29 protein-coding genes and 2 tRNA genes are annotated in these 21,370 nt (G+C 57.6%); 19 read left to right on the top strand and 12 right to left on the bottom strand.

Features of this window, described 5'->3' with window-relative positions; genetic code table 11:
* Nucleotides 1–106: 106 nt before the first annotated feature.
* Nucleotides 107–1,162 (bottom strand): Glu/Leu/Phe/Val family dehydrogenase, encoded by a 1,056-nt coding sequence (locus ACXAHG_RS18165; RefSeq protein ID WP_475059558.1) that lies wholly within the window; start codon nucleotides 1,160–1,162, stop codon nucleotides 107–109.
* 132 nt (nucleotides 1,163–1,294) lie between these two features.
* Between ACXAHG_RS18165 and ACXAHG_RS18170 the strand changes: the two genes are divergently transcribed.
* The 5 genes from ACXAHG_RS18170 (at nucleotide 1,295) to ACXAHG_RS18190 (ending at nucleotide 3,353) form a co-directional block, all read left to right on the top strand.
* Complete coding sequence (locus ACXAHG_RS18170) at nucleotides 1,295–1,750, top strand: Lrp/AsnC family transcriptional regulator (RefSeq protein WP_475043909.1); 456 nt, start codon at nucleotides 1,295–1,297, stop codon at nucleotides 1,748–1,750.
* Nucleotides 1,751–1,898: 148 nt separating this feature from the next.
* Nucleotides 1,899–2,429: an HU family DNA-binding protein gene (locus ACXAHG_RS18175; protein WP_475059560.1), complete on the top strand. Its 531-nt coding sequence runs from the start codon at nucleotides 1,899–1,901 to the stop codon at nucleotides 2,427–2,429.
* 13 nt (nucleotides 2,430–2,442) lie between these two features.
* Nucleotides 2,443–2,517: transfer RNA gene (locus ACXAHG_RS18180), tRNA-Val, on the top strand.
* Nucleotides 2,518–2,632: 115 nt separating this feature from the next.
* A complete protein-coding gene (locus ACXAHG_RS18185) occupies nucleotides 2,633–3,202 on the top strand; it encodes a histidine phosphatase family protein (RefSeq protein WP_475043905.1) in 570 nt (189 codons plus the stop codon).
* Between the two features lie 75 nt (nucleotides 3,203–3,277).
* Nucleotides 3,278–3,353 (top strand) — tRNA-Val (locus ACXAHG_RS18190).
* A 75-nt stretch (nucleotides 3,354–3,428) separates the two neighbouring features.
* Here ACXAHG_RS18190 and ACXAHG_RS18195 read toward each other — a convergent pair.
* The 8 genes from ACXAHG_RS18195 to ACXAHG_RS18230 all read right to left on the bottom strand — a co-directional run bounded on the left by ACXAHG_RS18195 (nucleotide 3,429) and on the right by ACXAHG_RS18230 (nucleotide 7,933).
* Nucleotides 3,429–4,430, bottom strand: a complete 1,002-nt coding sequence (locus tag ACXAHG_RS18195; RefSeq protein ID WP_475059705.1) for a tyrosine-type recombinase/integrase — start codon at nucleotides 4,428–4,430, stop codon at nucleotides 3,429–3,431.
* On the bottom strand, nucleotides 4,316–4,600 hold the full coding sequence (locus ACXAHG_RS18200) for a helix-turn-helix domain-containing protein (RefSeq protein ID WP_475059562.1): 285 nt from the start codon (nucleotides 4,598–4,600) through the stop codon (nucleotides 4,316–4,318). The genes ACXAHG_RS18195 and ACXAHG_RS18200 overlap by 115 nt, the downstream gene beginning before the upstream one ends.
* Nucleotides 4,601–4,891 (bottom strand): hypothetical protein, encoded by a 291-nt coding sequence (locus ACXAHG_RS18205; protein ID WP_475059565.1) that lies wholly within the window; start codon nucleotides 4,889–4,891, stop codon nucleotides 4,601–4,603.
* Nucleotides 4,892–5,030: 139 nt separating this feature from the next.
* Entirely contained in the window at nucleotides 5,031–5,372 is a 342-nt protein-coding gene (locus tag ACXAHG_RS18210; RefSeq protein ID WP_475059567.1) for a hypothetical protein, read from the bottom strand.
* Entirely contained in the window at nucleotides 5,369–5,779 is a 411-nt protein-coding gene (locus ACXAHG_RS18215; protein WP_475059569.1) for a hypothetical protein, read from the bottom strand. Before ACXAHG_RS18215 ends, ACXAHG_RS18210 begins: the two co-directional genes overlap by 4 nt.
* Complete coding sequence (locus ACXAHG_RS18220) at nucleotides 5,779–6,468, bottom strand: hypothetical protein (protein WP_475059572.1); 690 nt, start codon at nucleotides 6,466–6,468, stop codon at nucleotides 5,779–5,781. Before ACXAHG_RS18220 ends, ACXAHG_RS18215 begins: the two co-directional genes overlap by 1 nt.
* The gene (locus ACXAHG_RS18225) at nucleotides 6,465–7,166 is read right to left on the bottom strand and encodes a lambda exonuclease family protein (protein ID WP_475059574.1); all 702 of its coding nucleotides are present in this window, start codon (nucleotides 7,164–7,166) and stop codon (nucleotides 6,465–6,467) included. Before ACXAHG_RS18225 ends, ACXAHG_RS18220 begins: the two co-directional genes overlap by 4 nt.
* A gap of 398 nt (nucleotides 7,167–7,564) precedes the next feature.
* The gene (locus ACXAHG_RS18230) at nucleotides 7,565–7,933 is read right to left on the bottom strand and encodes a hypothetical protein (protein WP_475059576.1); all 369 of its coding nucleotides are present in this window, start codon (nucleotides 7,931–7,933) and stop codon (nucleotides 7,565–7,567) included.
* Between the two features lie 803 nt (nucleotides 7,934–8,736).
* Between ACXAHG_RS18230 and ACXAHG_RS18235 the strand changes: the two genes are divergently transcribed.
* A complete protein-coding gene (locus ACXAHG_RS18235; RefSeq protein WP_475059579.1) occupies nucleotides 8,737–9,405 on the top strand; it encodes a hypothetical protein in 669 nt (222 codons plus the stop codon).
* Nucleotides 9,406–10,058: 653 nt separating this feature from the next.
* Here ACXAHG_RS18235 and ACXAHG_RS18240 read toward each other — a convergent pair.
* On the bottom strand, nucleotides 10,059–10,379 hold the full coding sequence (locus tag ACXAHG_RS18240) for a hypothetical protein (RefSeq protein ID WP_475059581.1): 321 nt from the start codon (nucleotides 10,377–10,379) through the stop codon (nucleotides 10,059–10,061).
* Between the two features lie 87 nt (nucleotides 10,380–10,466).
* Between ACXAHG_RS18240 and ACXAHG_RS18245 the strand changes: the two genes are divergently transcribed.
* Nucleotides 10,467–10,682: a hypothetical protein gene (locus ACXAHG_RS18245; protein ID WP_475059583.1), complete on the top strand. Its 216-nt coding sequence runs from the start codon at nucleotides 10,467–10,469 to the stop codon at nucleotides 10,680–10,682.
* Nucleotides 10,683–10,783: 101 nt separating this feature from the next.
* Nucleotides 10,784–11,254 (top strand): hypothetical protein, encoded by a 471-nt coding sequence (locus ACXAHG_RS18250; RefSeq protein ID WP_475059585.1) that lies wholly within the window; start codon nucleotides 10,784–10,786, stop codon nucleotides 11,252–11,254.
* 2 nt (nucleotides 11,255–11,256) lie between these two features.
* On the opposite strand, the gene ACXAHG_RS18255 is transcribed toward ACXAHG_RS18250, so the two are convergent.
* Nucleotides 11,257–11,502: a hypothetical protein gene (locus ACXAHG_RS18255; protein ID WP_475059587.1), complete on the bottom strand. Its 246-nt coding sequence runs from the start codon at nucleotides 11,500–11,502 to the stop codon at nucleotides 11,257–11,259.
* 150 nt (nucleotides 11,503–11,652) lie between these two features.
* The gene (locus ACXAHG_RS18260) at nucleotides 11,653–11,967 is read right to left on the bottom strand and encodes a hypothetical protein (RefSeq protein WP_475059589.1); all 315 of its coding nucleotides are present in this window, start codon (nucleotides 11,965–11,967) and stop codon (nucleotides 11,653–11,655) included.
* A gap of 300 nt (nucleotides 11,968–12,267) precedes the next feature.
* On the opposite strand from ACXAHG_RS18260, the gene ACXAHG_RS18265 reads away from it, so the two are divergent.
* The 11 genes from ACXAHG_RS18265 to ACXAHG_RS18315 all read left to right on the top strand — a co-directional run bounded on the left by ACXAHG_RS18265 (nucleotide 12,268) and on the right by ACXAHG_RS18315 (nucleotide 21,305).
* Nucleotides 12,268–12,534, top strand: coding sequence for a hypothetical protein (locus ACXAHG_RS18265; protein ID WP_475059591.1), 267 nt, complete (start codon nucleotides 12,268–12,270; stop codon nucleotides 12,532–12,534).
* Entirely contained in the window at nucleotides 12,534–12,746 is a 213-nt protein-coding gene (locus tag ACXAHG_RS18270; protein WP_475059594.1) for a hypothetical protein, read from the top strand. Before ACXAHG_RS18265 ends, ACXAHG_RS18270 begins: the two co-directional genes overlap by 1 nt.
* Nucleotides 12,743–13,129, top strand: a complete 387-nt coding sequence (locus ACXAHG_RS18275; protein WP_475059596.1) for a hypothetical protein — start codon at nucleotides 12,743–12,745, stop codon at nucleotides 13,127–13,129. The genes ACXAHG_RS18270 and ACXAHG_RS18275 overlap by 4 nt, the downstream gene beginning before the upstream one ends.
* Entirely contained in the window at nucleotides 13,129–13,668 is a 540-nt protein-coding gene (locus ACXAHG_RS18280) for a class I SAM-dependent methyltransferase (protein ID WP_475059599.1), read from the top strand. The genes ACXAHG_RS18275 and ACXAHG_RS18280 overlap by 1 nt, the downstream gene beginning before the upstream one ends.
* Complete coding sequence (locus ACXAHG_RS18285; RefSeq protein ID WP_475059602.1) at nucleotides 13,668–14,024, top strand: RusA family crossover junction endodeoxyribonuclease; 357 nt, start codon at nucleotides 13,668–13,670, stop codon at nucleotides 14,022–14,024. Before ACXAHG_RS18280 ends, ACXAHG_RS18285 begins: the two co-directional genes overlap by 1 nt.
* Nucleotides 14,021–14,902, top strand: coding sequence for a helix-turn-helix domain-containing protein (locus tag ACXAHG_RS18290; RefSeq protein WP_475059605.1), 882 nt, complete (start codon nucleotides 14,021–14,023; stop codon nucleotides 14,900–14,902). The genes ACXAHG_RS18285 and ACXAHG_RS18290 overlap by 4 nt, the downstream gene beginning before the upstream one ends.
* A complete protein-coding gene (locus ACXAHG_RS18295) occupies nucleotides 14,899–15,111 on the top strand; it encodes a hypothetical protein (RefSeq protein ID WP_475059607.1) in 213 nt (70 codons plus the stop codon). Before ACXAHG_RS18290 ends, ACXAHG_RS18295 begins: the two co-directional genes overlap by 4 nt.
* On the top strand, nucleotides 15,108–15,716 hold the full coding sequence (gene nusG / locus ACXAHG_RS18300) for a transcription termination/antitermination protein NusG (RefSeq protein ID WP_475059609.1): 609 nt from the start codon (nucleotides 15,108–15,110) through the stop codon (nucleotides 15,714–15,716). The genes ACXAHG_RS18295 and nusG overlap by 4 nt, the downstream gene beginning before the upstream one ends.
* Nucleotides 15,717–15,856: 140 nt before the next feature.
* Complete coding sequence (locus tag ACXAHG_RS18305) at nucleotides 15,857–17,602, top strand: calcium-binding protein (protein WP_475059611.1); 1,746 nt, start codon at nucleotides 15,857–15,859, stop codon at nucleotides 17,600–17,602.
* Nucleotides 17,603–17,869: 267 nt separating this feature from the next.
* Entirely contained in the window at nucleotides 17,870–18,166 is a 297-nt protein-coding gene (locus tag ACXAHG_RS18310; protein WP_475059614.1) for a hypothetical protein, read from the top strand.
* A gap of 235 nt (nucleotides 18,167–18,401) precedes the next feature.
* Entirely contained in the window at nucleotides 18,402–21,305 is a 2,904-nt protein-coding gene (locus tag ACXAHG_RS18315; RefSeq protein WP_475059617.1) for a hypothetical protein, read from the top strand.
* Nucleotides 21,306–21,370 lie beyond the last annotated feature (65 nt).

Genomic DNA, 21,370 nt, shown 5'->3' on the forward strand with positions numbered 1-21,370 from the left:
GCCCCGGAGGGGGCAGGCCGCCGGGCCCAAAATCCGGAGGATGCCCGGCCGCAGGCCAAGCGTCCTGCGGGTGCGGGAGTTCCCCGCAGCCCTTCTGATAATGGGGTCAGGCGGCCTTGCTGGCACCGGCCATCTTGGCCTGCACCGTGGCAACCGCAACTTCTGCCGGGCTGACATCCGCCGCCTGGGCCTGGGTCAGGATCGCCGCCATGGTTTCATCCAGCGCTTGCAGCTTCTTGGCGACGAAGCCCTCACGGTCCTTGATCTTCTGGATCTCGGTCGCGACGTTGATGATGCCGCCGCCGTTGGCCACGAAATCGGGCGCGTAAAGAATGCCGCGGGCGTGCAGCGCCGCGCCGTCCCCGGCCGTGGCCAGCTGGTTGTTGGCGCCGCCCGCGACGATATCCGCCTTCAGCTGCGGGATGGTGCGGGTGTTCAGGATGCCGCCGATGGCGCAGGGAGCAAAAACGTCTGCCTCGGCGCTGTAGATCCCTTCCAGGGGCACTGCCTTGGCACCGAATTCGGCAACTGCCTGTTCGACACGGGCCGCGTCGATGTCGGTGACCACCAGCTTGGCGCCGGCCTCGTGCAGGAACTGGCAGAGATACCAGCCCACGTGCCCCAGGCCCTGAACCGACACGGTGACGCGGTCCAGTTCGCGGCTGCCATGCTTGTGGGCGCGGGCGGTTCGGATTGCGTTGAAGATGCCGCGCGCAGTGACTGGCGAGGGGTCGCCGCTGGCGAACTCACCATCCGCGAGGCCGGCCACGAACCGGGTTTCCTCGGCCAGGATGCCCATGTCGGCCGGGCTCATGCCCATGTCTTCGGCTGTGAAATAGCGGCCGTCCAGCCCTTCGATGGCGCGGGCAAAGGCGCGCAGCAGCTCTGGCGACTTGTCCTTGGCCGGATCGCCGATGATCACCGCCTTGCCGCCGCCGAGCGTCAGCCCAGCCGCCGCGTTCTTGTAGGTCATGCCTTCGCTGAGCCGCATGACGTCTGTCAGGGCCTCGTCCTCGCTGGCGTAGGGGCGCATGCGCAGGCCCCCGGCTGCCGGGCCCAGCCGGGTGGAATGCACGGCGATAAAGCCCAGGAGGCCAGCGGATGGCTCCTCGACGCGGTAAATCTCTTCGTGGGTGTCTGATGCGACGGCCGTCACTGTCATTGGGAATGTTCCTCCTCAGCCTTCATTCAGGATACTGGCCCGGCGGCGCGGATTTTCACTAAAAACCGGAGGTGAAATTGTATGATTTGGCGAAAAGCTCTAAAGGTTGGCGAAATAATAGAGGTAATCGCCATGGATTCGATTGACCGCAAGATTGTGGCCGCGCTGCAGCGCAACGGCCGGCTGAAGATTTCCGAACTGTCGGAGATGGTCGGCCTGTCGCCCACCCCCTGCGCCCGGCGGGTGGCGAACCTGGAGGACAGCGGCGTGATCAGCGGCTATTCGGCGCGGGTGGATCAGGCCAAGCTGGGGCTGCCGGTGACAATCTTTGTCGCGGTGGAGCTGGAGCGGCAGTCGGCCGAGGCGCTGCAGGCGTTTGAAGCAGCAGTGCGCAAGTTCGACCAGGTGATGGAATGCTATCTGATGACCGGCACACGGGACATCCTGCTGCGGGTGGTGGCCGAGGATCTGCCGGATTTCGACCGCTTTCTGGAGGACCGGCTGATGCGGGTTCCGGGCATTCGCAACACCCGGTCCAGCTTTACCCTGCGGACCATGATCCGGCGCGAGGCGCTGCCGGATTGCTAGGATCAGGATCCTAACAGGTTCACGGCGGCGGAGGTTTTGTGCTATCCTCTGTGGACAGGACAAGCCCGTCCGCCCGCCGCCCGGCTTTCTTCAGGGGCGGATCAAGGGGCAGGCGCCGGGCGCAATAACAGGTGGAATGGGGCATAAGATGGCACGAGCAACCAGCAAGAGCAGCACGGCTGCGCGCAAAACCGGGGCGCGCAAGGCAACCAGCCGCAAGACGGGCACATTGAGCGCGGGAGCAAAACCCGCAGCTGCGGCAGCTGCCAAGCCGCAGTCTAGGATAACCCCGGTGCAAAAGGCGCCTGAGACCGCAGCTGCGGCGCCGGCGCCGGTAGTTGTTGCCGCAGCGGCGCCAGTGGTGTCTGCCCCTGAGCTGGCCAAGAAAGAACTGATTGAAATGGCCGTGGAGCGCAGCGGTGTTAAGAAGAAGGACGCCAAGCCGGTGGTGGAAGCGGTACTGGCCGCGCTGGGGGAGGCCGTGGCTGAGGGCCGGGAGCTGAACCTGAAGCCCTTCGGGAAGATGCGCATCAACCGCAGCCAGGAGCGCAGCAACGGTACAGTCTATGTCTGCAAGCTGCGCCAGCCCGCGGCGGCGCCGGAAGCCGCCAAAGAAAATGCCGGGGAGGGCGAAAAATCTTCCAATGACCCTCTTGCAGAGGCTGCGGCTGACAGTTAAAAGCCTGCCTCACGGGTGATTAGCTCAGTGGTAGAGCGCTTCGTTCACATCGAAGATGTCAGGAGTTCAAATCTCTTATCACCCACCATCATTTTGGAAAGGCGCTCCCTGAACAGGTTGAGCGCCTTTTCTCTTTTCCGGGGTTCCGCTGTGCGGCTGGTGCCGTTACCACTTTGCCTGAGGAACCGGGCAGGGGGCATCTGATGCAATTTCCGAAAATCTGGCTGCTGCGGCATGGGCAGACCGAATGGAATGCTGAACACCGCATTCAGGGGCAGCTGGAATCACCGCTGTCGGCGCTGGGGATCGAACACGCCCGCCGCCAGGCAGAGCTGATGGCGCCGGTTATGGCGCAGCGGCCTGCCTGTTTTGCCTCGCCGCTGGGGCGGGCGCAGCAGACCGCCGATATCGCGCTGGGCGGCGCGCCTTTTGCGACCGACCCGCGCCTGGCTGAGGCTTATGCAGGCGACTTTCAGGGCATGACCCTGGAGGAGGTGGCGGCAAAGTACCCGCAGATCCATGGCGCCAACCCGCGCAATCTGGATCTGTTCTGCGAAGCGCCGGGCGGCGAAGGCTATACCAGTTTCCACGGCCGCATTCTGGAGTTCATGCAATCGCTGAGCGGCCCGTCGGTGGTGGTGGCGCATGGGCTGCTGGGGCAGGTGATGCGCGGCATCGTCTGCGGGCTGAGCCGGGACCGTATGGCGGCGCTGCCGAACGGGCAGGGCTGCGTCTATGTGCTGGAAAACGGAGTGGAAACTGTTTTGGAATGAGCCGGGCGCGGCGGAAAAAAATTTCTGATTTTCCTCTTGCGCTGCCCGGCGGCTTTGTCTAAATCCCCGCTCATCGGGTCGTTAGCTCAGTTGGTAGAGCGCTTCGTTTACACCGAAGATGTCGGGAGTTCGAGCCTCTCACGACCCACCATTCAACCCCTTGAAATCATTAGGTTTGACGCTCTGTCGACTGCGGATCTGCGAAGCGCACAGCGGTTCCATGAACCTAGTTTGCTTTCCTGAAGTTCATGAAATCCAGCACCTCGGCCGCGTCCTGCATCTGATCAGGCAGGAATCGGGCATAGGTTTTGAACGTGATTTGCACGTTGCTGTGGCCCAGGTACTGCGAAACCTTTTCAATCGGGATGCCTGCGCCCAGCAGGTGGACGGCAGCCGTGTGGCGAAGCTCGTGGATTGTGACGTGACCGATGCCCGCGCGCTCGATGGCATTTGACACGCCCTTACGGATGCTCTTAACCGGGCCGCCGGCATACTCGATCACATAATCGCTCAGCGCGGCATCGCTCGCGGTCTGCAGCGCTGCGCGGGTGCTGGCGTTCATTGGGACAACCGCGCGGCCTTTTCTGGTGGCGCCGTCCTCTTTGCGGAGGTTGATCACACCGCGCTCCAGGTCGATCCGGTCCCAAGTGAGGTCAAGGACCGCGCCGACGCGGGCCGCAGTGCCCAGTAGCAGGATCAAGGCGAGGCGAATGTGCGGGTCGTGCGCGGCGCTGATCAGCGCGCGGATTTCCTTGGTGTTCAGGATTCGCTTATCGCTGTCGGGCTTGGCCGGCCGCCAGATGTGGGGAGTGGCGCCCTCGAACATGCGAGCTTTCTTCCCGAAATTCAGCGCACTCTGGAGGTGCCCTAACTCGGTCCAAATCGACCCCTGTTTTTTCCCAGCTGCAAGGCGCTCGCGCTGGTAGGCCTGGCAAAGGGGCTTGTCGATATCCTGCGGCAGGAAGGGGCCGAAGTGGGGGAGGATAGCCTTACCCGTGTAGCCCATCGTTTTCGCCGTGGGCTTGTCCCCCAAGTCTGTAACGTAGGCGTCCCAGATCTGCTGCACTGTTGCGCCCCGGGGCATGGACTTGAAGGTCTCACGCCGGAAAACATCTACTGCCTCGGCTTCCGCTTCCTTTCGGGTGCGTGCCGCAAGCTGATACCGCTTTCGTTTTCCAGTTTCAGGGTCGTCCCAGTAGACGCAGAGGCCGCCGCGGAGGCGTCCGATGTTGATGTCTGGCATTCGAATTCCTCAACTGCGGATTGGGGGAAGCGGTACATTTTCCCGACGCGGAAATAACGGATCTTTTGGTTGCGTGCCAGTTCGCGCACGCTTTCGGCGGAGCAGCCCCAGCGTTCGGCCAGGGTGTCCGCAGAGAATGGGCGGGCTTGCTCCATCTATTTCACCTCCTGTAGTGCGGCGTTTTGATCTTCTGCCGAAGCGGGCACGGCCAGGGCTTGCTCCATGCGCTTCAGGGCCTTTCCGGCCTGCTTGGCGCCCGATGGGTCGAACTGGTTCCGGCTTTCAAGGATGCGCAGGTTCGTCTGCGCAATGCGGATTGCTGCCTCCAGCTGTGCCCGGGTCGGGGTGGTGGGAGCTGGCGGCGCGGCCTGTTCGTTGCGCTTCACATAGGCGAGGGCGATCACGCCGCACGCACCCATGGCGATGCCTGCAAAGAATTCGATCATGCGTTTCTCCAAGGGTTTAAACTGCGTCTTGAAAGCAACCGGGCGGGTATTGCGGCAAAGAGAGTGAACCAGGTCTGGCGGGTTTCTGGCAGGCCGCGGGGTGCGGCTGCTTCATGCTGGTTCGGGTGCCCGGTTGCTGTCAGGGCGCAGCGTTGATGCGATCCTGGGTGGCGGCGATCCAGTCGCGGTCTGAGCCGTACCATTCGACCCAGAGCTCGCGGTCGCGGTGGATGGCGATCTTGGTTGTGTCAAAGTCGCCCTGGTGGTGGCCGTCGCACAGCGGGATGGCTTCGTGATCCGGTACGCGCTCGTTGCCGTGGCGCTCGCAGATCGGGTGATGGGCTGTGGTCGGCGAAAGCTGAGTGAACCCGAAAGCTTCGCAAATACAGCAGGGTAGGGCGCGTACTTTGCGTAAATGCTCCGGGTTCGGTTTGGCCTTGGGCTGCTTGAGGCCAAGCGGGCCGCGGTTCATGATGTTCATTTCGCCACCTGCAGCCAGGGGTCAAAGCCCATCTCTGAAATGAAGCGCAGCTGCGCCTTGCGGAAGTACTGGGCAAACTCGCTCTCGTTCATCTTGCTGAAGGCCGTGGACTGCACACGGACCTCCCATTGCCCGGTCAGAGGGCTGAAATACTCATCGACATAGCCGCAGTACTTCTTGAGGTCGGCATGCAGGCGCTCGGTCGTGGGCCAGACGTCGCAATGCTCAATGGCGGTGTGCAGGCCAGCCCAGTAGGCGGAGTTGCGGGGCAGGCCGCGGCCTTTGCGAGGTTTGGCGGTCAGGACTTGCCCAGGCACCAGATCCTCCAGCATCGGCGCGCTGTGCCGGCCGTAGGGCTCCAGACCCCGAGGCGTCTTGATCAGCAGAATGTCGGGCGCCTTGTCCATCAGGCGACCTGCTCACTGGTGCTGAACGGATCATCCTCGGTCACCGCGTCGTCATCCTGCGCGGCAGCCTGATCAGCCTGCATGGCAATCTTCTGCAGCGCGTCGAGTTTGATCTCGGTGCCGGGCAGCAAACCGTTGACAACTTTGCGTGCCCAGTTGTCATTGGCTTTGACCTTCTCGCTGTTCCACCATGCGGTAAAAGCTTCCTTGCCGCGTTTCGCCGCTTTTTCAGCATCATGCAGGACGGCGTTGATTTCCTCGGCAGTCGGCTCGGCGGGCATCTGTTGCTCCTGCGGCGCTGCCAGCGGCTCAACCCTGTGCTGCTTCTTCTTGCCCCGGGTTTCAGCGAGAAAGAACGACTGCGGCGCCTCCATGTGCGAAAGGTGCGAGATGCGGATGCCGCCAACCTTCATGCCGCCGTACTTCACTTCTGGGTCGAGATAGAGCGTCATTGAGCGGCCGACATAAGCGGCGCTATCGTCACCCCAGACGCGGATCAGGAGCCGGCGCATGGTCTTGCAGGGCTTGAACGGCTTGCCGTTGTCGCCTTCGAACTGGATCCAGACGGGCTGGTCTTCGGAGGTGTTCACCCTTACGCTAGTCACGCGGATGGTGCGGTCGCCGCCAATCAGGTCATCGGCGTTCAGCTGGTCGGACTTGGCAGCGATGGTGTGCAGAATAGAGGTCACAGGATCATCCCTTCATAGTCGATACGTTCAGTAGGGGTGTAGACGGAGGCGTTCGCAGTGGCAGTGTGATAATCGGCGATGATGCCCTGCACGGTTTCCTCGAAGGCGCGGGCGGCCTCGGCAATGGCCGCCTGATAGTCAGGATCCGGCACGACGCGATGCACCATCATCGGCAGGCCGTGTGAGAAGCTGATGAAGTCGCACCAGTCCCGGCCGGATAGCAGCAGCCCGGCCTGCACCTGGGCCATGTACTCCTTGGGGATGCCTTCGCCACGCTCCCGGGCGTTGATGCTGGCGATGTGCAGATGCGGGTCGCGGCTCTTCACCTCGATCAATCCGTCAGCGCCGACCAGGCCGTCAGGCGAATAGCCGAAGTGCGAAAAGCGGTCATTGGTGATGAAGCCCACCTCGCTCACGGTGGCGTACTTCTTGGCATAGAGGTCGCGGGCAACTTCCTCGTCGATATGGCCGCGCAGCATCTTCTCGGAGGTGTAACCCTCTTCCTCCGGGATGCCGGTAATGCGCTGCACAGCGATCTTGTTCGCCAGGGCGCGGGTTTTGTCGTTGGCGGCCAGCTTGAGCGTCGGCGTCACGATCTCTTTGACTGTGCTTGCAGTCAGCACGCCGCAGCGCAGCTGGTGCCATTCATCGCTGCCTTGTTCTGCATTGTGCAGCTTCACGGGTGAAAACTGGTTCATGTCTCGCTCCTTTCAAAAAGCCCCCGACGGCGTTCTGCGGGCACAGATGCACCGCCGGGGAGAGTGGGGCGCCGGGACGTGTGACAGGGGCGCCCGTAGGGGAGTTCAGGGGTTCTGGTGCCACATGGTGCGCAGGGCCTCGGCGTGGCCGGTCAGCTGGGCACCAATGGAGAGGCCGCCGATTGCCATGCAGGCCCAGAAGAGGACGTGCATTGCGGTGTGGCGGCCGCGGCGCGGGCGCTGCAGGGCAGGGTGTGCCCATGTGCTTGTGCTGAAGTTGTGATCGAGCCCCCGGCGAGCCGTTCGTTGTGAGTGGTGGCGCTTGGTGGCGCCCGCCGGGGGCGAGCCTGCTTCCCTAAGGAGTGGCTCAACCTTGAGTTTAACTTGTTCCATGGAAATCACTCAGCTGCAATAGCCAAAAGCGGCTCAGCTGCGCGGAGGAGGGCGGCAGCGTCAAACTTGGCGTCCTCGTCATCGTAGATGTTCTCGAACTCGGTCAGTTCCTCAGGGAAAGCCTCTTCCTCGAAATAGGCCTCGATGCGGGTCACCTCTGCTTTCCCGAAGCGCAGGACCAGCTCGTCGCGGCTGTAGAGCATGTCATCGACCAGGGCGAAGGCGATGGAAGCGTATGCTTCCCAGCCGCCGGCCTCACCGGTTTCCGGGTCAGCCGGTACGCGGGAAGCGGTCCAGCAGAACTCGGCGGAACCCCCGAAGTCCTCGCCGCTGCGATCCGTCAGTTCGATTTCCTTGAAGGCCGTGCTGTGCATCTCGGTTCTCCCTTTGCTTGGGAGTAAGATTGCACGCAATAGCGTGCGCGTCAACTAAAAATGAACGCAAAAGCGTGCACTCACTTTCCGGTCCTGCAGAATCGCCTTTCCTCTTTGGCAAACACCAGCGCAGCGTGCGCGCAAAGAAAAAAGCCCACCGGAGCGGGGTTAGGGACTAAGAGGGGGCAAGATAGAGGGGGCTTCGCTTGGGAATGGGCGAGACCGACGAGGCCGGGACGGAACCGCCGTTCGCCGCTCACGCAGCATAGACAGCGAGGAGTGGCAGCTTTGCTGCAGGTTGCGAACTTTGCAGAGTCTGACCTTCGCCTTGGGCACATGGAGCACCACCCACTCCCGAAGCAGACGTTCGAAAGGTGACTGGACCTCCTACCTTGCTACAGGTTCTACGGTCGGCAGTTCTACGCATCGCAGATCTTGAAGCAGCATCGACTTCGACTGCCTTGGCTCTCTGATGGTCAGCTTTCGGGAAGGGGAAGTCCGCTCCAATCCCGATTTGTGCCACAAAGCCGTTTCAAGGTAGAAAGTCGTGAGAGTGCGGTGAAAGGTCGACAGTTATGCAGTGCATTTTTTGTCATAATAAAGCTAACAGTAGAGAGCACATTTGGGGTGCTTGGCTTCGAAAGGTGTATCCAGTAGCTGATGAAGTTCCCAAACCTTCGCACATAGAAGACCGCAATGGTAAAGATGGAAAACTAGTACCTGCGAGAGGTCAATTTAAGGGCGGTGAACACTCTTTCCTCAATACAAGCAAGGTTGTTTGCCTCGATTGCAACAACAACTGGATGTCCCGAATCGAAAACGAAATGGCAAATCAGTTTCAGAGTGTTTTCAAATCCACTGGCAACTATTTTGATCCAGAAGTCTTTGTTTCTATAAAGAGATGGTGTTTTCTAAAATTCTGTGTCATTGAAGCCGCCACTGAGTATGCTCTTCCAGAAGAGGTATTTGAACTAAAGGTGGTGGATGAAGTTATTGAAAAGGCTGCAGAGTCTCGCCGAAAACGAAACGAAAGATTTCGCCTGGTTCTTGAAGTCCCTAATGACTATTTCATCTATATTGGTCGAGCTTTTAAGGAAGTTCAGTACGGTGGCAGCTACTGCATACATTCAGATCGGTTAGGCATCTTTCCAGACAAGAGTTTGAGTTTTGAAGAACGAAAGAGCTTCCTTGGTTACGTTGGTGATATGCATTTTCTCGTTACAAACCATTCGGAGTTAGTCGGTTTCATCCACTCAAAATATTTTTCCAGGGTGGATGGAGTAGCCCCTCTAGCAAGCCCAAAGTTTCGCGTGACACAATTACCTTTGGCTGCAATGAACTCGGACACCTTCGAGGATGACGTTTGTAGTTTCCTTGAGGAGCGTGAAAACAGAAAGTTAAGGAGAAACTTTGGAACCTTTGAAGGTCGGGTTCACATTGTACCGCCCAGAAAGATAAACCCGAGGGTGTGATAGTATTTTGTGGCATTGCACCGTCAGGTCCATCCTACAGTTCGGGAGAGCCGGCTTTGGAAAGGTCGCAATTGCGCATAGCTGACCTCAGTGACGAACGCGGAACCAGCCTGGGCCGCGACCACCTGACGAATGGCAGCTTTCGGGAAGGAGGTCGAAATGCTTCGCATCGGCTGCATAGCCATTGCTGCGCCTGATGCGAAGGTCGCCTTTGAGGGCGCTTCCGGCCTAGTGCGCCTGCGGCATCCCAGCTGAAAGGCAAGGGCGGCATTGGGCTCAGGCCAACCCTTCTAGCGCGTCCATAGCTGGCCCGCTGCTGTCGCTGTGAGAGTATAGAGTGAATGGGTGATTCCACCACATCTAGCGCTCGCACTGCGATACTACCACGTTTCTCACTCTTCGCCTGTGCTACATCTTGCGACTTGCAATGTTCCCCATTTGTTCATATCAGAATACTGCAAAGTGCAGGATGAGCCTCGGCCCCAGGCCTCGCAGCGCCCCTCACGCTCCCATACCGCATTGGCGGGAAGTTGGCCGCAAGTCTGCTGCGGCTATGTCAGTATGATAGTGTGGGGGATGTATGCTTGAAGTTAGCGAGCTGATTGAGGTTTTGGAGCTGTGGTCAAAGCTGTCGCCGTCAGCAAAGAGTATCGCTATGGATTATCTGCGCCGTGAGACAGTGAGCCCAGAAGCTCGCGGAACTGACCACGGGCCCGCTCTGGAAGTTCAGAATAGAGGCCAAGCATCTCAAGGTCCTCCGCGCTAATGCGGATGCCCAAGAAGATGAAGGCTATGGCGGACTGATCCAATTTGCTCAGGATCGAAAAGAGTTTGTCGCCCCCCGGATCCTTCTTGTTCTTCAGCATTTGGGAGATGAAGTTTGGCCCCAGCCCCGCCTCAAGGCTTAAGGCGCGCATAGACCTGGGGTCATCCGCAATCACTTCTGACAATCGATCAAACCAACCGTTTTTCATAGGCTTAAGCCTATCACCGCGTTGCACGCACGTCTCAACGCAATAGCGTGCATTGACTTACACGCAATAGCGTGCATATTGTGGCGCATGACCCATGATCTCCTTACCGAACTTGAGCAAATTCAGAGCGAGACGGGCCTTTCCGATCACAGGATCGGCATTCTGATCGCCAACAATGGCCGGCTGCTTGAAAGGCTGCGGTCTGGTGGGCGTGTTTGGCCTGAAACCGCAAGCAAAATTAGCGCCTCCATCGCGGCGTTTTGGGCTGAAAGATCTTCTCCGCGCCCGACGGTGCGCCAGTGACCAGCCGCCTCCCTCCATTCTCTTAGCAAAACCAAATCCGCCTGCATCCATGCTCACACAATGGAAGCGGGGGAGCCGAAACCCAAGGAAAAGGCCTTTCCATGCAGCCTAAGATCGCCGCGCAAATGTTTGACAACCTGGTGACGCAAGCTGGCGGCAAGGAAGCCGCTGCCTCGGTCATCTCCTCCGCAGTCGGGCACCCGATCAGCATTGGCACCCTCTCCAAGATCAAGGGCGGTCACGCCGAGGTGCCGTTGCTCTGGGCCTGGGCGCTGATGGACGCCACCGGCAACCACTGCTTTGACAGCTACCGGACAGCCACGACGGTTCCGAATATGGATGTGTGCTTGTTCGCGCTTTCGGGGCGCGCGTCGGAGGAGGGCGGTCAGGCCGTCGCCGCCGGAATCCGGGCCGCGCAGTCAGGAAAGGCCGGGGATCATGCCTCCGCGGCGGTCGAGTCCCGCGAGGCGGCCGCCGAATTCACCAAGATGGCGGAGTATTTCGAGGCTCAGGTTGCGGGCAACGTTTCCCAGATAAGCAGGGCAGCCGCTCACGAGAGGGGGCAGGGGTGATGTCAGTTCTTAGTGACGGGGGTATCGCTGGGCTCTTTGTTTGCCATCGCGATTGCTCTTTGCAAGGCCTCGACCAGCTGCATGGCGGCGGCGCTGCTGCATCTGAGGCGGGCCGTCACTGCGCGCCTTACTTCGACGCTGCCATTGAGCGCGGGGTCGAGCATATTTGCTTCCAGCTCGACTTGGATGGATCCGCCGGCTTTTCCGAAAGTCGTGCATCCGTCGAAGTACACAATGTTGTCACTCATTCTCAAATCCTTCGAAACCAAAGCGGGTGGATCATAGGCCAGTATTCCTTAAGGCGACCCCAACAAGCCGGGGACATGAGCGAGGTTTCTTGCGGTTTCGCTTTCGCTGCCTTGGACGGTGGCGCGAGCAACTCTCCAGCTCGCGGTTTTTCAAAGGCTGAGATCGACAATGAAGCGATAGACCTGATCGTGCGTGGTCTGACCATCAATTCTCATGGCTCTAAGACTGCGTGGCACTCCCCGAGCTATTTGGCTGAGATGCTGCATCTCCTTGTCTTTAGTATACTCCGCGGCCATCGCCAGGACCTCCAGAATATCTGCAACGTTTGCACACTTGGCACATCCGGCATCCAGGACCTTACCGTTCTTTCCTCCCACGAAGGATACCGGCGTCTCGCAGATACCGCAAAGAACCGGGTGTTCCACTCCATTGATGGAGATGCCGATGCTTGAATTGTCGGACATCGAAACCGCTTACCTCAACTACTGGCGTAACTCGACTTCATTACACTACCGGAAAGGCGGTAAATTCCTCGTAAAAGCTTGGGTTCCGCCGTGAAGCAGCACCCATCCTATCTCTCTCCCCAACAGAGGCAGTGGTCAGTCGAGCAGTAGTTAAAGAGCCGGAGCGTGATTTTTTACCGGCCCAGATTGATCCCCTGAATTTGAACTGAAGACGGCGAGATTTTCGCCGGATCGGCGCGCGGCGCCAGACCCTCTCAACGAGTGAACCCGTCCTTAAGCACAGGAGGAATGCCTATGCCTATGAAAGATCCAACTCACCAGAACCTTGACGGCGGCGACCTGACAGCGCGCATTGCGGCGACAAAGGCCGGCCAATGCACCTGGGCGCGGCCGGATCTGAACAAGCGTTGCACTGCCTGCGCCCACTATCGCGACGGTGAGGTGACCAAGGGTAAGAACCAGGGATTCGGCTTCTGCGCTCTGGTTCAGGTCCACACCAAGAAGAGGGGCAAGCTGTTCGATGGTGTCGCTGCCTGGGCCTGCGGTCAATTCGCGAGCAAGCACTGATGGCCGACGAACATCTGAAAGCCATTCCCAGCGCCGAAAGCGGCTTGCTCACCTTCCAGATGGATCGGGCGGGCTATGAGCTGTTTGAGCGGCTGCTGAAGCGGTCGGCTCCGGCGCGCTCTGACGACGCCGGCACATTCAAGCAAGCGAAGGACCGGATAGACGGCGCATTCTTTGCTGGCGCCTCTCAGATGGGGTGGCTCCGCAAATGACTGCATTGATCCGCCCGACCTCCTTTCATGCAGCCGACGCGGCCAGTGCTTGTACACCACCAGCCGGTGTACAGGCTGACCCGCTGGACCTGCTTTTTTTGCGCCTGGAACGGGAGCAGCAGGCCGAAGAAGCGGCTCAGGACCGGGAAGCCGAACGCCTTGCCGCCATGATCGGCGACAACGGCGGCCCGCCGCTGGTCGAGCCTTTCGGGATCGATGCCCCGTGGTTCCAGTTTGCAGACGCGGAACAGATCGAGCGCTTGGCAAAGCTGCATGTGCGGATCGAACGCCGCCGGCTGATCCTGGCTGATGACCTCAAAGAGCGCAAAGTGATCCGAGCTTGCTGCATCAAGCGGATGCGCCGGGCAGCGGGGAAAAACTGATGGGAAAGCGCAGCAACTTCAAGCGCAGACCGCAGGACAAGTACCGCACTTTCGACCCGCGGGCGGCAGCCTTGCTGGCGCCTCATCTTCCGTGGGGTGTCCGCTTCTGGGAGCCTTGCGCGGGCGCCGCGGACCTGATCAAGAACCTGCAGCCCTATGGCCCTGAGTGCGTGGCGGCCACTGACATTGCCCCGGAATGCGAGGGCGTCTACCGCCTGGATGCTCTCACTGTGTCGCCGGCGGACCTGGACACTACCGGAGCCACGCACATCATCACGAACCCCGTTTGGTCGCGCAAGCTGCTCCACGAGATGATTATGCAGTTCTGCTCCATGCGGCCGACCTGGCTCTTGTTCGATGCCGACTGGAAGCACACCCTGCAGGCCCAGCCGTATCTGCGGCATTGCCCTAAGGTGGTTTCTGTCGGCCGTCTCTGCTGGATCGAAAACACGAACCAGACGGGCAAGGATAACTGCGCCTGGTATCTGTTTGATGCCCGGTATGACGGCAACCCTGAATTCATCGGGAGGGCTGCCTGATGGCGCAGGTCATCAAGTTCCCCTGGCCGCCGAAAGGCCTGCAGCCGCACGCCAAGGGCCACTGGCGCCCCAAGGCGGCGGCGACCAAAGCCTATCGCCAGACAAGCCACTGGCAGGCCAAATTGGCTCGGGTGAAGGCCGATCCGGCAGCGGTGCTGGCCTTCACTTTCTGCCCGCCGAACCGCCTGCGGCGCGACCTTCAGAACATGCCCGGCCAGATGAAGCCGCTGATTGACGGCATCGCCGATGCAATGGGCGTTGATGACCACGGATTCCGCTGTCTGTGGCCGGTTGAGTTCGGCCAGGTTGAGAAGGGCGGGGCGGTCTATGTCGAGATCAGGGGGCAAATCTCATGAGCCACAAGGCTAACGCATGGCTGGCTCTCCTCCCGCCAGAAGCTGTCAAAGCTGGTGCGTTCCGCATTCTCTTCCACTTGTGCGATCACCACAATGATGAGCGCGACCCTGAGATGGCTTGCTTCCCGTCTCAGGATACGCTCATGCGGAAGACCGGCCTGTCCAACGGCGCGCTGAACAACGCTCTCAAAACCATGGAAGAAGGCGGCATTTTGAAACGCCGGCGCTCCACCGTGCCAGGCTCATCGAAGCCGCGCACTTACTACATCTTGGGGTGCGATGGGCCGCTGCCGACAAAGCAAACTCCAGAAAATGGAGTTAGCTCAAACTCCATCCGACTGGAGGCAGCCCCCGAGCAAACTCCAGTTTCGGACGGAGCAAACTCCAGTTTTGAGGCGAGCAAACTCCAGTCCACTGGAGACTATCCTGTAAAGGAACCGAAAAAGGAACAGTATTGCGCGGCTGACGCCCCGCACGGCCACTTTGATTTTGGATCTTTCTTTGATCGTGTGTGGCGGGCCTATCCGAACAAGGATCAGTGGGCAGCTACCGAGGGCGCGGTTAAGGCGCTGATCGACGCAGGCGAAAAACCTGACGACATCTTCGCCGCGACTGAAGTTTACCGAAAGCGGGTGGCTGGATATGACCAGCAGCGGATCAAGCTCAGCCAGAACTTCTTTGCCGATGACTTCTGGCGGGCGCATGTACCGGCGCCATCGGTGAAGGCGGATCCGATGAAGGTGCTGGAGGCACGAGCGGCCGATATCCGGGCCCGTAAGCCCTGGGCCCACACCATCCTCCCCAGCCAGGCCGGGGAATGCATCCAGGCAAACCTCATCACAGCGGCGGAATGCCAAGCAGCGGGGATCAACGTTTGAGCAAGATCGACAGCAAATACGAGGCCGACCGTTTCGCCATCGAAACGCAAGACGAGCGGGACGCCGAATACATCCTGGAAGTCATCATGCAGCGCCAGCGCTACGCGATCAGGACACGCGATGAGCTGGCCAGCGCGATTTCACGGGTCAGGGCAGGGCACCCGCTCCGCCACAAGAGAACAACCGGGCAGAAGAGGAACCACGCATGACCTGGTATCTGGGCATCACCACGACCAAGAATGTCACCCTGCCGCGCCATCTGCATTTCGAAGTGGAAGTAGGCGAAGGGGCAGAAACCGTGAGCCAGGAGCGCGGGGAGTTCGCCGTCGAGCGGCAGCTGCGGGCTCTCGGTATTGAGGCATTCGCCCCGCGCAAGATCGAATTCAAACGCCAGGGCAAGAAGCGCCACGCGGAGCCCGTCACCAGCGCCTACTTGCCGGGCTACATCTTCGCGGAGATCCCACCGGTGCTGTTCGCCCAGGCCGTCCAGTGCCGCGGTCTGAACACGTCGCTGATGGTGGTTACCAAGAAGGAGGTGCAGAAGCACGTGCAGCCCTTCTTGAGCAAAGTCGAGGAGGAGAATGCCGAGGCGCGGCGCATCATTGATAGCCGGGACCGAGCCGCCATGTGCCAGTTTGAGCCAGGCGCAGCATTGGAGGTGTTGGCGGGTCCATTCGTGGGACGCATTGTGAGCTTCAAAGACATGGTCCAGGCGGCCCACGATGTGCACCCAATGATTGAAGCGCAAACGCAGATGTTTGGACAGTCAGTGCGGGTTCAGGTTGATCCACTTGATGTGAAGGGGGCGGTGTGAGAGGCTAGGAGCGGAATACACCACATCGCTGATCTCTTGAGAACCTAACAACTTTATGCACTATTAATATAACGGACCACTAAGACATTCTCTTTGTGAGCAGAGAAGCATCTGAATAACTGTATTTTTGGGACACCTTTATGAACGAGAACATTATTACAGGCACTTCTGGCAGCGATTCTGTTATTGCGACCGAGCTGAATGACGTAATCAGGCTGGGGGATGGTGATGATGTTGTCTTTGCCTACGATGGTACTCAAGTTGGTGACAGTTACTTCGGCGAGAACAGCAGTGATCACCTGAGTGTCGGACCAACCCGGGGAAACTTTAACTACTCTGGCCATGATTTTTTCACAGGAGCCGGTTTCTCCTTCGATGGAGGCGCAGGAATAGACAGTGTCGCAATCAGGCAAACTTCAAGCGGAAGCCTGTCTCTGGACCTTAACCCCGAATACAGCTTTGATTTGACGATTGGCAACGTTCAATTGATCGATATTGAAAGCCTCAGGATTTCATCCGTCGACACAGTTATGAATGTTAATCTGAAACTGATCCCTTTGGATGAAGGGCGCGGCGCAGGAAGAGACTTCGAGTTTTCCAGCTACAACAAGGGTTCAGTGATCACGGTCGACTTTTCCGATTTTGACCAGTCCAATAGTGGCGCCTTTGGAGCAACCGGTGGCGATGGGCTTCCAAGCGGTTTGCACACAATCAACTCATCGGGCCTGTCAATTTTAAGCGGCGGTACCAATTCCCAGACAACCACCACCCAGAGCGCCACATTCAGGGCAGAGACAGTAAATGTTATAGGAAGCCAGCTGCCTGACCGGTTTACGGCAAGATTTGGGGACACGCTCACGATTTATGGAGAAGGCGGCGCTGATATCTTTGACATTGCCACGAGCAACCGGCGCGGCGGTCACACCTTTCACGGGGGCGACGGGAACGACAGTTTCCAGCGCATGGGTGACGGTACGAAAAATCTGAGCCAGAACAAGTACTTTGGTGAAAGAGGCAACGACGAGTTTTTCGCCAATGGCTTTGAGCGGGCTTTGTTCGATGGCGGTGCAGGCTATGACACCGTGACGTTTTCGCGTGAGGTGAAAATAAATTTGAACAAGCAGTCCGCTAATCGCGGTGAAGCCCGAAAGCTTGAGCTTGTCGATCTGGAAGAGTTTTCACTGATTGGCGGAAGCACTTTCAAAGGATCATCTACAGGCGAAACTGTCGTGGTTACACCTGCGACCAGAATAGGAGCAGACACGGATGTATTCGGCCGTAGCGGAGATGATACATTTTTGGTGTTTCCAACCGACCGGTCGGGGCGCCTCACGTCCGATAACTTCTTTTTCTCTGGTGGCAAGGGAAAAGATACTTTTCAGATTTTCAATGCAAATCAAACATTTGAACCTCATGTGTTTGACTTGATGGACCGGAACAACAGCACTGGGTTCGCAACGCAAATTACCTTGAGCAGCGTTGAAAATATTTCCGGCAGCGCCATAAACGAAAGCATCTATGGGAACAATAGGGGCAACGTTCTCTCAGGTCAGGCCGGTCAGGACGAGTTGGACGGGCGCCGGGGAAAGGACACATTGGATGGTGGAGAAGGTAACGATACTCTCACTGGCGGCGCAGGACGTGATACATTTGTTTTCGCGCGCAGGTATGACATCGACACCGTTACCGACTTCGACGTCGAGCGTGACAAAATCGAGTTGGAAAGCAGATTGCTGCAAGGCCGTGATGACCCAGACCGCGTTGTAAATCGCTTTGCCGAGGTCATTGGTGACCGGGTTGAGTTCGATTTCGGCCGCGGTGATATCCTGGTTTTGGATGGTGTCAGCAGCCTTGACGGGTTGGCCGACACGCTGGTTCTCGTGTGAGACCGCTGCAATAGCCGCTAACCCGGCCTGCAAATGCTTTTTCAAAGTGCCAATGGGCTCAGGTGGTTATCGGTTTTATCAGATGCCTTGCGCAACTACTTGAAGATTTGGCGAAATTTGGTGCTGTGCACCCATTGTCGAATTGAGCGTGTATCGCATAGCTCCGGGCCTACCACATGGCTTACCTGAGAGGGCGAGCGTCATCGGAGCTGCTCATTTGGTCTTTCCAACACTTTCCAGGATCCAGATCGTAACTGTTTGCTGATAATGGACAGCGGGCAGGACATTTGCAGACCCGGGCAGCCATTCCAGGGCAAGGATAGCAAGGAGAACGCCGAGGCTCAGCGGATCATCGATAGCCGCGACAGGGCTGCGATGTGCCAGTTTGAGCCGGGGGCTGCGCTGGAGGTGCTGTCCGGGCCGTTCATGGTGCGCATTGTGAGCTTCACTGACATGGTTCAAGCTGCACACGACATGCATCCCTTGATTGAGGCGCGTTCTGAAATGTTCGGGCAATCTGTGAGTGTGAAGATCGACCCGCTGGATGTGAAGAGGGCGTCATGAAACTTCCTCGCGTAAGCCTTCAGTCAAGTTTTGGCGCAGTTGTGCGGGCGAGTACCAAAAAGGATAATTTTTCCGGATAAGCAGGTGTTGGGGGGGGGATCAGAACACAGATTCGGAACGCAGTTCATTTTCCTACCTATGAAAACTTATCGTTGTTTTTGTCCTTTGGACTTAGCAAGCTGCTTGTAACCCGAATTTTTTTTAATGATGATTTCTAACAGTGGGAGTTACTCAAGTGCGCTTAACGTTTCTGGGTGGCAGTAGCCGTTTTTTTGATGTTCTGCGTTCAGGCGGTTTGCAGCCCTGGGCACCCGGCACACCAATTCAGTTTTCTGATAGTCAAGGGCGGAGAGTCGAGCTGATTACGCAACAGGTCGCGTATGACGCTCAATCGCAACCAGTCGACGGGCGGATAAGTATCCTAGAGTTTTTTTCGTCCGATGGCTCGTTAGAGGCCAGAATAGAAGACGTCGACTGGAGCTTGTCTACTCTCATAGCCGCCAGCACCGCACCCTCGGTAGATTGGCCCGAGATGATGCGAGATCTACTCGCAACTTCGAAGAGTGTTGAAGTCGTTTCTCGCAGCCAGACAGATTTTGATTTTCAAGCAAGCTTTGGAGCGATTGTAGAGTCACTTCCTCGTTCTGTCAGCTTTTCCGGCGGAGGGGGCAATGATCGGGCTGTGGGGAGCGCCATAGGCGACGTCATGAAAGGGCGAGCCGGGAATGACGTGCTGAAGGGCCACAACGGGTTTGACAAATTGAATGGTGGCAATGGCGAAGATACTCTTAGGGGAGGATCTGGGAAAGACACGCTTGTTGGAGGAGGTGGCCACGATTTCCTTTCGGGTGACGAAGGTCGTGATCTTGTGAAAGGCGGCACCGGAAATGATCGCATCTTTGGAAAAGCAGGCAGCGACCGGTTGTTTGGCGACTCCGGAAAGGATCAAATTTGGGGAGGAAACGGCCGTGATCGGATCGTTGGCGGGCGCGGTGAGGATACCCTATTTGGCGGCAGGCAAAGCGACTTCTTGAGCGGAGGCCGCAGCGATGACAGCGTGAGCGGTATGAGTGGCAACGACTTGCTGATCGGGGGCTTTGGCTCTGATACTTTGGATGGTGGGACAGGGCGAGACACGATCGTAGGTGGAGTTGGAGGTGACAGTATTTGGGGGTGGGCTGGCAATGATTTTCTGTATGGGGATTCTGGTGACGACACTTTGCGCGGTGGGCTCGGCAATGATCTTTTAAGAGGTGGGGGGGGAGCCGACTCGCTAATAGGTGGTGATGGCGACGACACGATCTCCGGATATAGTGGCAACGATTACTATGAAGGTGGATTAGGAGCAGACCACTTCGTTTTGCATCACGTCGGTTCAGAGTACCGTGCGTCAAATGAATATTGGGGGTTTAACCATTTGCAGGGAGTCTTTGGTGCCGATGGTCATGATACGATTAGCCATTTTGATGAAGACGACACATTGACGATCGGCAGCAGTTCTTACTCGGCGGAATCTCTGCGCGAGATGATCCGTGATAACCGCACGCATGATGGTTCGGAAATATGGATAGAGACAGGCCAAGGAAACCTTGGAACTGACACGATCATTCACTACAATATTCAACGTGTTGTTGTGCTTAATGGATCAACAGCGACAGGTCAGCATCAATACCTTTCAAGTGTAACTCTAAGCAGCTTTGGAACGGATACGCCAGGCAGTGGTGGGGTGGTTCACGAAGACAGAGTTGTTGGGGTCGCCGGGAATTTTCAGGGCTTTAAACTGACGGGTGTTTTGCCTAATGTAGGCCTGAATTCAGGTGGTATTTTGCACGGTGATTTCAATAATGATGGATACTCCGATCTCATTCTACACGATATCCGAGAGGTAAATAAAGTTCATGTAGTTTATGGGGCATCGTCCTTGCCGGATACAGTCGCAGTTGGAGAAGGGGGAGAAAGCTTTACTGTTGCTCTCGAAGCAAGCGATCCATTAGCAATATTCAATTTCACTTCTGCTGTGGACGACCTGAACGGGGATGATCATTCTGATCTAGTATTGGGCGTGTCCTCACTGCTGGGGGTGGGTGCCGTATTCACGTATACCGGAAATATGGATATCAGTCTAAATGAATTCACTGAGCAAGGGGTAAGCTTCTTAGAAAGCTCAAGCATGTCACTGGGCCTGCTTGGAAACACTGGCGCGTCTCTTGGAGATATCAACGGCGATGGCCGCGGTGATTTTTTTGTCACTGATATTCTTCGCGCGGCAAGTGACACGGAGTTTGATCACCCTTTCGGTTATATAGTTACAGACCCTTCTGTTGGAGAGATCAGGGAGATTGAGGCAGGCAATGGAGGTTTTGTGGTTGATGCCGGCCTCGAGCTTTTTCCAGGTTTAAACGCCGCTGGGCTTGGCGACGTAAATGGCGATGGGCTTGACGATATGGTTGTTGCTTTATCCGACGCTGCGGCACGCACCGAAAGAGCATTTGTCATCCATGGCAAGGAAGGCGGGAGTGCAGTAAAACTGGGTAAAGGTTTCTCTGAAGGCGGCTTTGAAATTGTTTCTCATCACGCCTATGAGAGTGACTTGGAACTTGCGCTTGGCAGCGGCATGCAGCTATCGGGCGGAGGAGATTTCAACGGCGACGGACTGAACGATATCTTTTGGGGCCTACCCTATGCCGGGTCTCCGCAAGCTCATAATGTCGGTCGGGTTTATGTCGTGTTCGGAAGTGCAGAGGTAGAAAGCGTTTCACTCGGAAACTTGGACGATCGTGGGGTGGAAATTGTAGGGATTGATGCTGAGACTAGAATTGGCAGCTCTATATCTTTCCTGGGAGACGTCAATGGGGATGGTTTAGACGACTTTGCCGTAACCGGTGCTGACACAGAAGTGGGTAGAGCACTTGGCGTGTTCGTAATTCTTGGTACGAAGTCGAAGGAAAAAATTTATTTGTCAGACATTGCTAACGGCGACGGTGGTTTTCTCATCATTCCTGAAGATGAAACAACTGAGCCCCTAGTAAACTCAACCGCTGCCGCTGCAGGAGATATGAACAACGATGGATTCGACGATATTCGAGTCATGCTGTCGGATGCCCAGGATTATGTCATTTACGGTAGCGATCTGTTCTAGAGGGCGCATTCCTGAATTTTTTTGACCACTCCCGCTTCGAGTAATTCGCCAAGAAGATCTGACCA

Source organism: Leisingera sp. ABD4_442 (assembly GCF_056160905.1).

Bases quoted from the DNA above. Each gene is read 5' to 3' on its own strand.
- ACXAHG_RS18165 (WP_475059558.1), bottom strand. From the start codon at position 1,162: ATGACAGTGACGGCCGTCGCATCAGACACCCACGAAGAGATTTACCGC.
- ACXAHG_RS18170 (WP_475043909.1), top strand. From the start codon at position 1,295: ATGGATTCGATTGACCGCAAGATTGTGGCCGCGCTGCAGCGCAACGGC.
- ACXAHG_RS18175 (WP_475059560.1), top strand. From the start codon at position 1,899: ATGGCACGAGCAACCAGCAAGAGCAGCACGGCTGCGCGCAAAACCGGG.
- ACXAHG_RS18185 (WP_475043905.1), top strand. From the start codon at position 2,633: ATGCAATTTCCGAAAATCTGGCTGCTGCGGCATGGGCAGACCGAATGG.
- ACXAHG_RS18200 (WP_475059562.1), bottom strand. From the start codon at position 4,600: ATGGAGCAAGCCCGCCCATTCTCTGCGGACACCCTGGCCGAACGCTGG.
- ACXAHG_RS18205 (WP_475059565.1), bottom strand. From the start codon at position 4,891: ATGATCGAATTCTTTGCAGGCATCGCCATGGGTGCGTGCGGCGTGATC.
- ACXAHG_RS18210 (WP_475059567.1), bottom strand. From the start codon at position 5,372: ATGAACATCATGAACCGCGGCCCGCTTGGCCTCAAGCAGCCCAAGGCC.
- ACXAHG_RS18215 (WP_475059569.1), bottom strand. From the start codon at position 5,779: ATGGACAAGGCGCCCGACATTCTGCTGATCAAGACGCCTCGGGGTCTG.
- ACXAHG_RS18225 (WP_475059574.1), bottom strand. From the start codon at position 7,166: ATGAACCAGTTTTCACCCGTGAAGCTGCACAATGCAGAACAAGGCAGC.
- ACXAHG_RS18230 (WP_475059576.1), bottom strand. From the start codon at position 7,933: ATGCACAGCACGGCCTTCAAGGAAATCGAACTGACGGATCGCAGCGGC.
- ACXAHG_RS18235 (WP_475059579.1), top strand. From the start codon at position 8,737: ATGTCCCGAATCGAAAACGAAATGGCAAATCAGTTTCAGAGTGTTTTC.
- ACXAHG_RS18240 (WP_475059581.1), bottom strand. From the start codon at position 10,379: ATGAAAAACGGTTGGTTTGATCGATTGTCAGAAGTGATTGCGGATGAC.
- ACXAHG_RS18245 (WP_475059583.1), top strand. From the start codon at position 10,467: ATGACCCATGATCTCCTTACCGAACTTGAGCAAATTCAGAGCGAGACG.
- ACXAHG_RS18250 (WP_475059585.1), top strand. From the start codon at position 10,784: ATGCAGCCTAAGATCGCCGCGCAAATGTTTGACAACCTGGTGACGCAA.
- ACXAHG_RS18255 (WP_475059587.1), bottom strand. From the start codon at position 11,502: ATGAGTGACAACATTGTGTACTTCGACGGATGCACGACTTTCGGAAAA.
- ACXAHG_RS18260 (WP_475059589.1), bottom strand. From the start codon at position 11,967: ATGTCCGACAATTCAAGCATCGGCATCTCCATCAATGGAGTGGAACAC.
- ACXAHG_RS18265 (WP_475059591.1), top strand. From the start codon at position 12,268: ATGAAAGATCCAACTCACCAGAACCTTGACGGCGGCGACCTGACAGCG.
- ACXAHG_RS18270 (WP_475059594.1), top strand. From the start codon at position 12,534: ATGGCCGACGAACATCTGAAAGCCATTCCCAGCGCCGAAAGCGGCTTG.
- ACXAHG_RS18275 (WP_475059596.1), top strand. From the start codon at position 12,743: ATGACTGCATTGATCCGCCCGACCTCCTTTCATGCAGCCGACGCGGCC.
- ACXAHG_RS18280 (WP_475059599.1), top strand. From the start codon at position 13,129: ATGGGAAAGCGCAGCAACTTCAAGCGCAGACCGCAGGACAAGTACCGC.
- ACXAHG_RS18285 (WP_475059602.1), top strand. From the start codon at position 13,668: ATGGCGCAGGTCATCAAGTTCCCCTGGCCGCCGAAAGGCCTGCAGCCG.
- ACXAHG_RS18290 (WP_475059605.1), top strand. From the start codon at position 14,021: ATGAGCCACAAGGCTAACGCATGGCTGGCTCTCCTCCCGCCAGAAGCT.
- nusG (WP_475059609.1), top strand. From the start codon at position 15,108: ATGACCTGGTATCTGGGCATCACCACGACCAAGAATGTCACCCTGCCG.
- ACXAHG_RS18305 (WP_475059611.1), top strand. From the start codon at position 15,857: ATGAACGAGAACATTATTACAGGCACTTCTGGCAGCGATTCTGTTATT.
- ACXAHG_RS18310 (WP_475059614.1), top strand. From the start codon at position 17,870: ATGGACAGCGGGCAGGACATTTGCAGACCCGGGCAGCCATTCCAGGGC.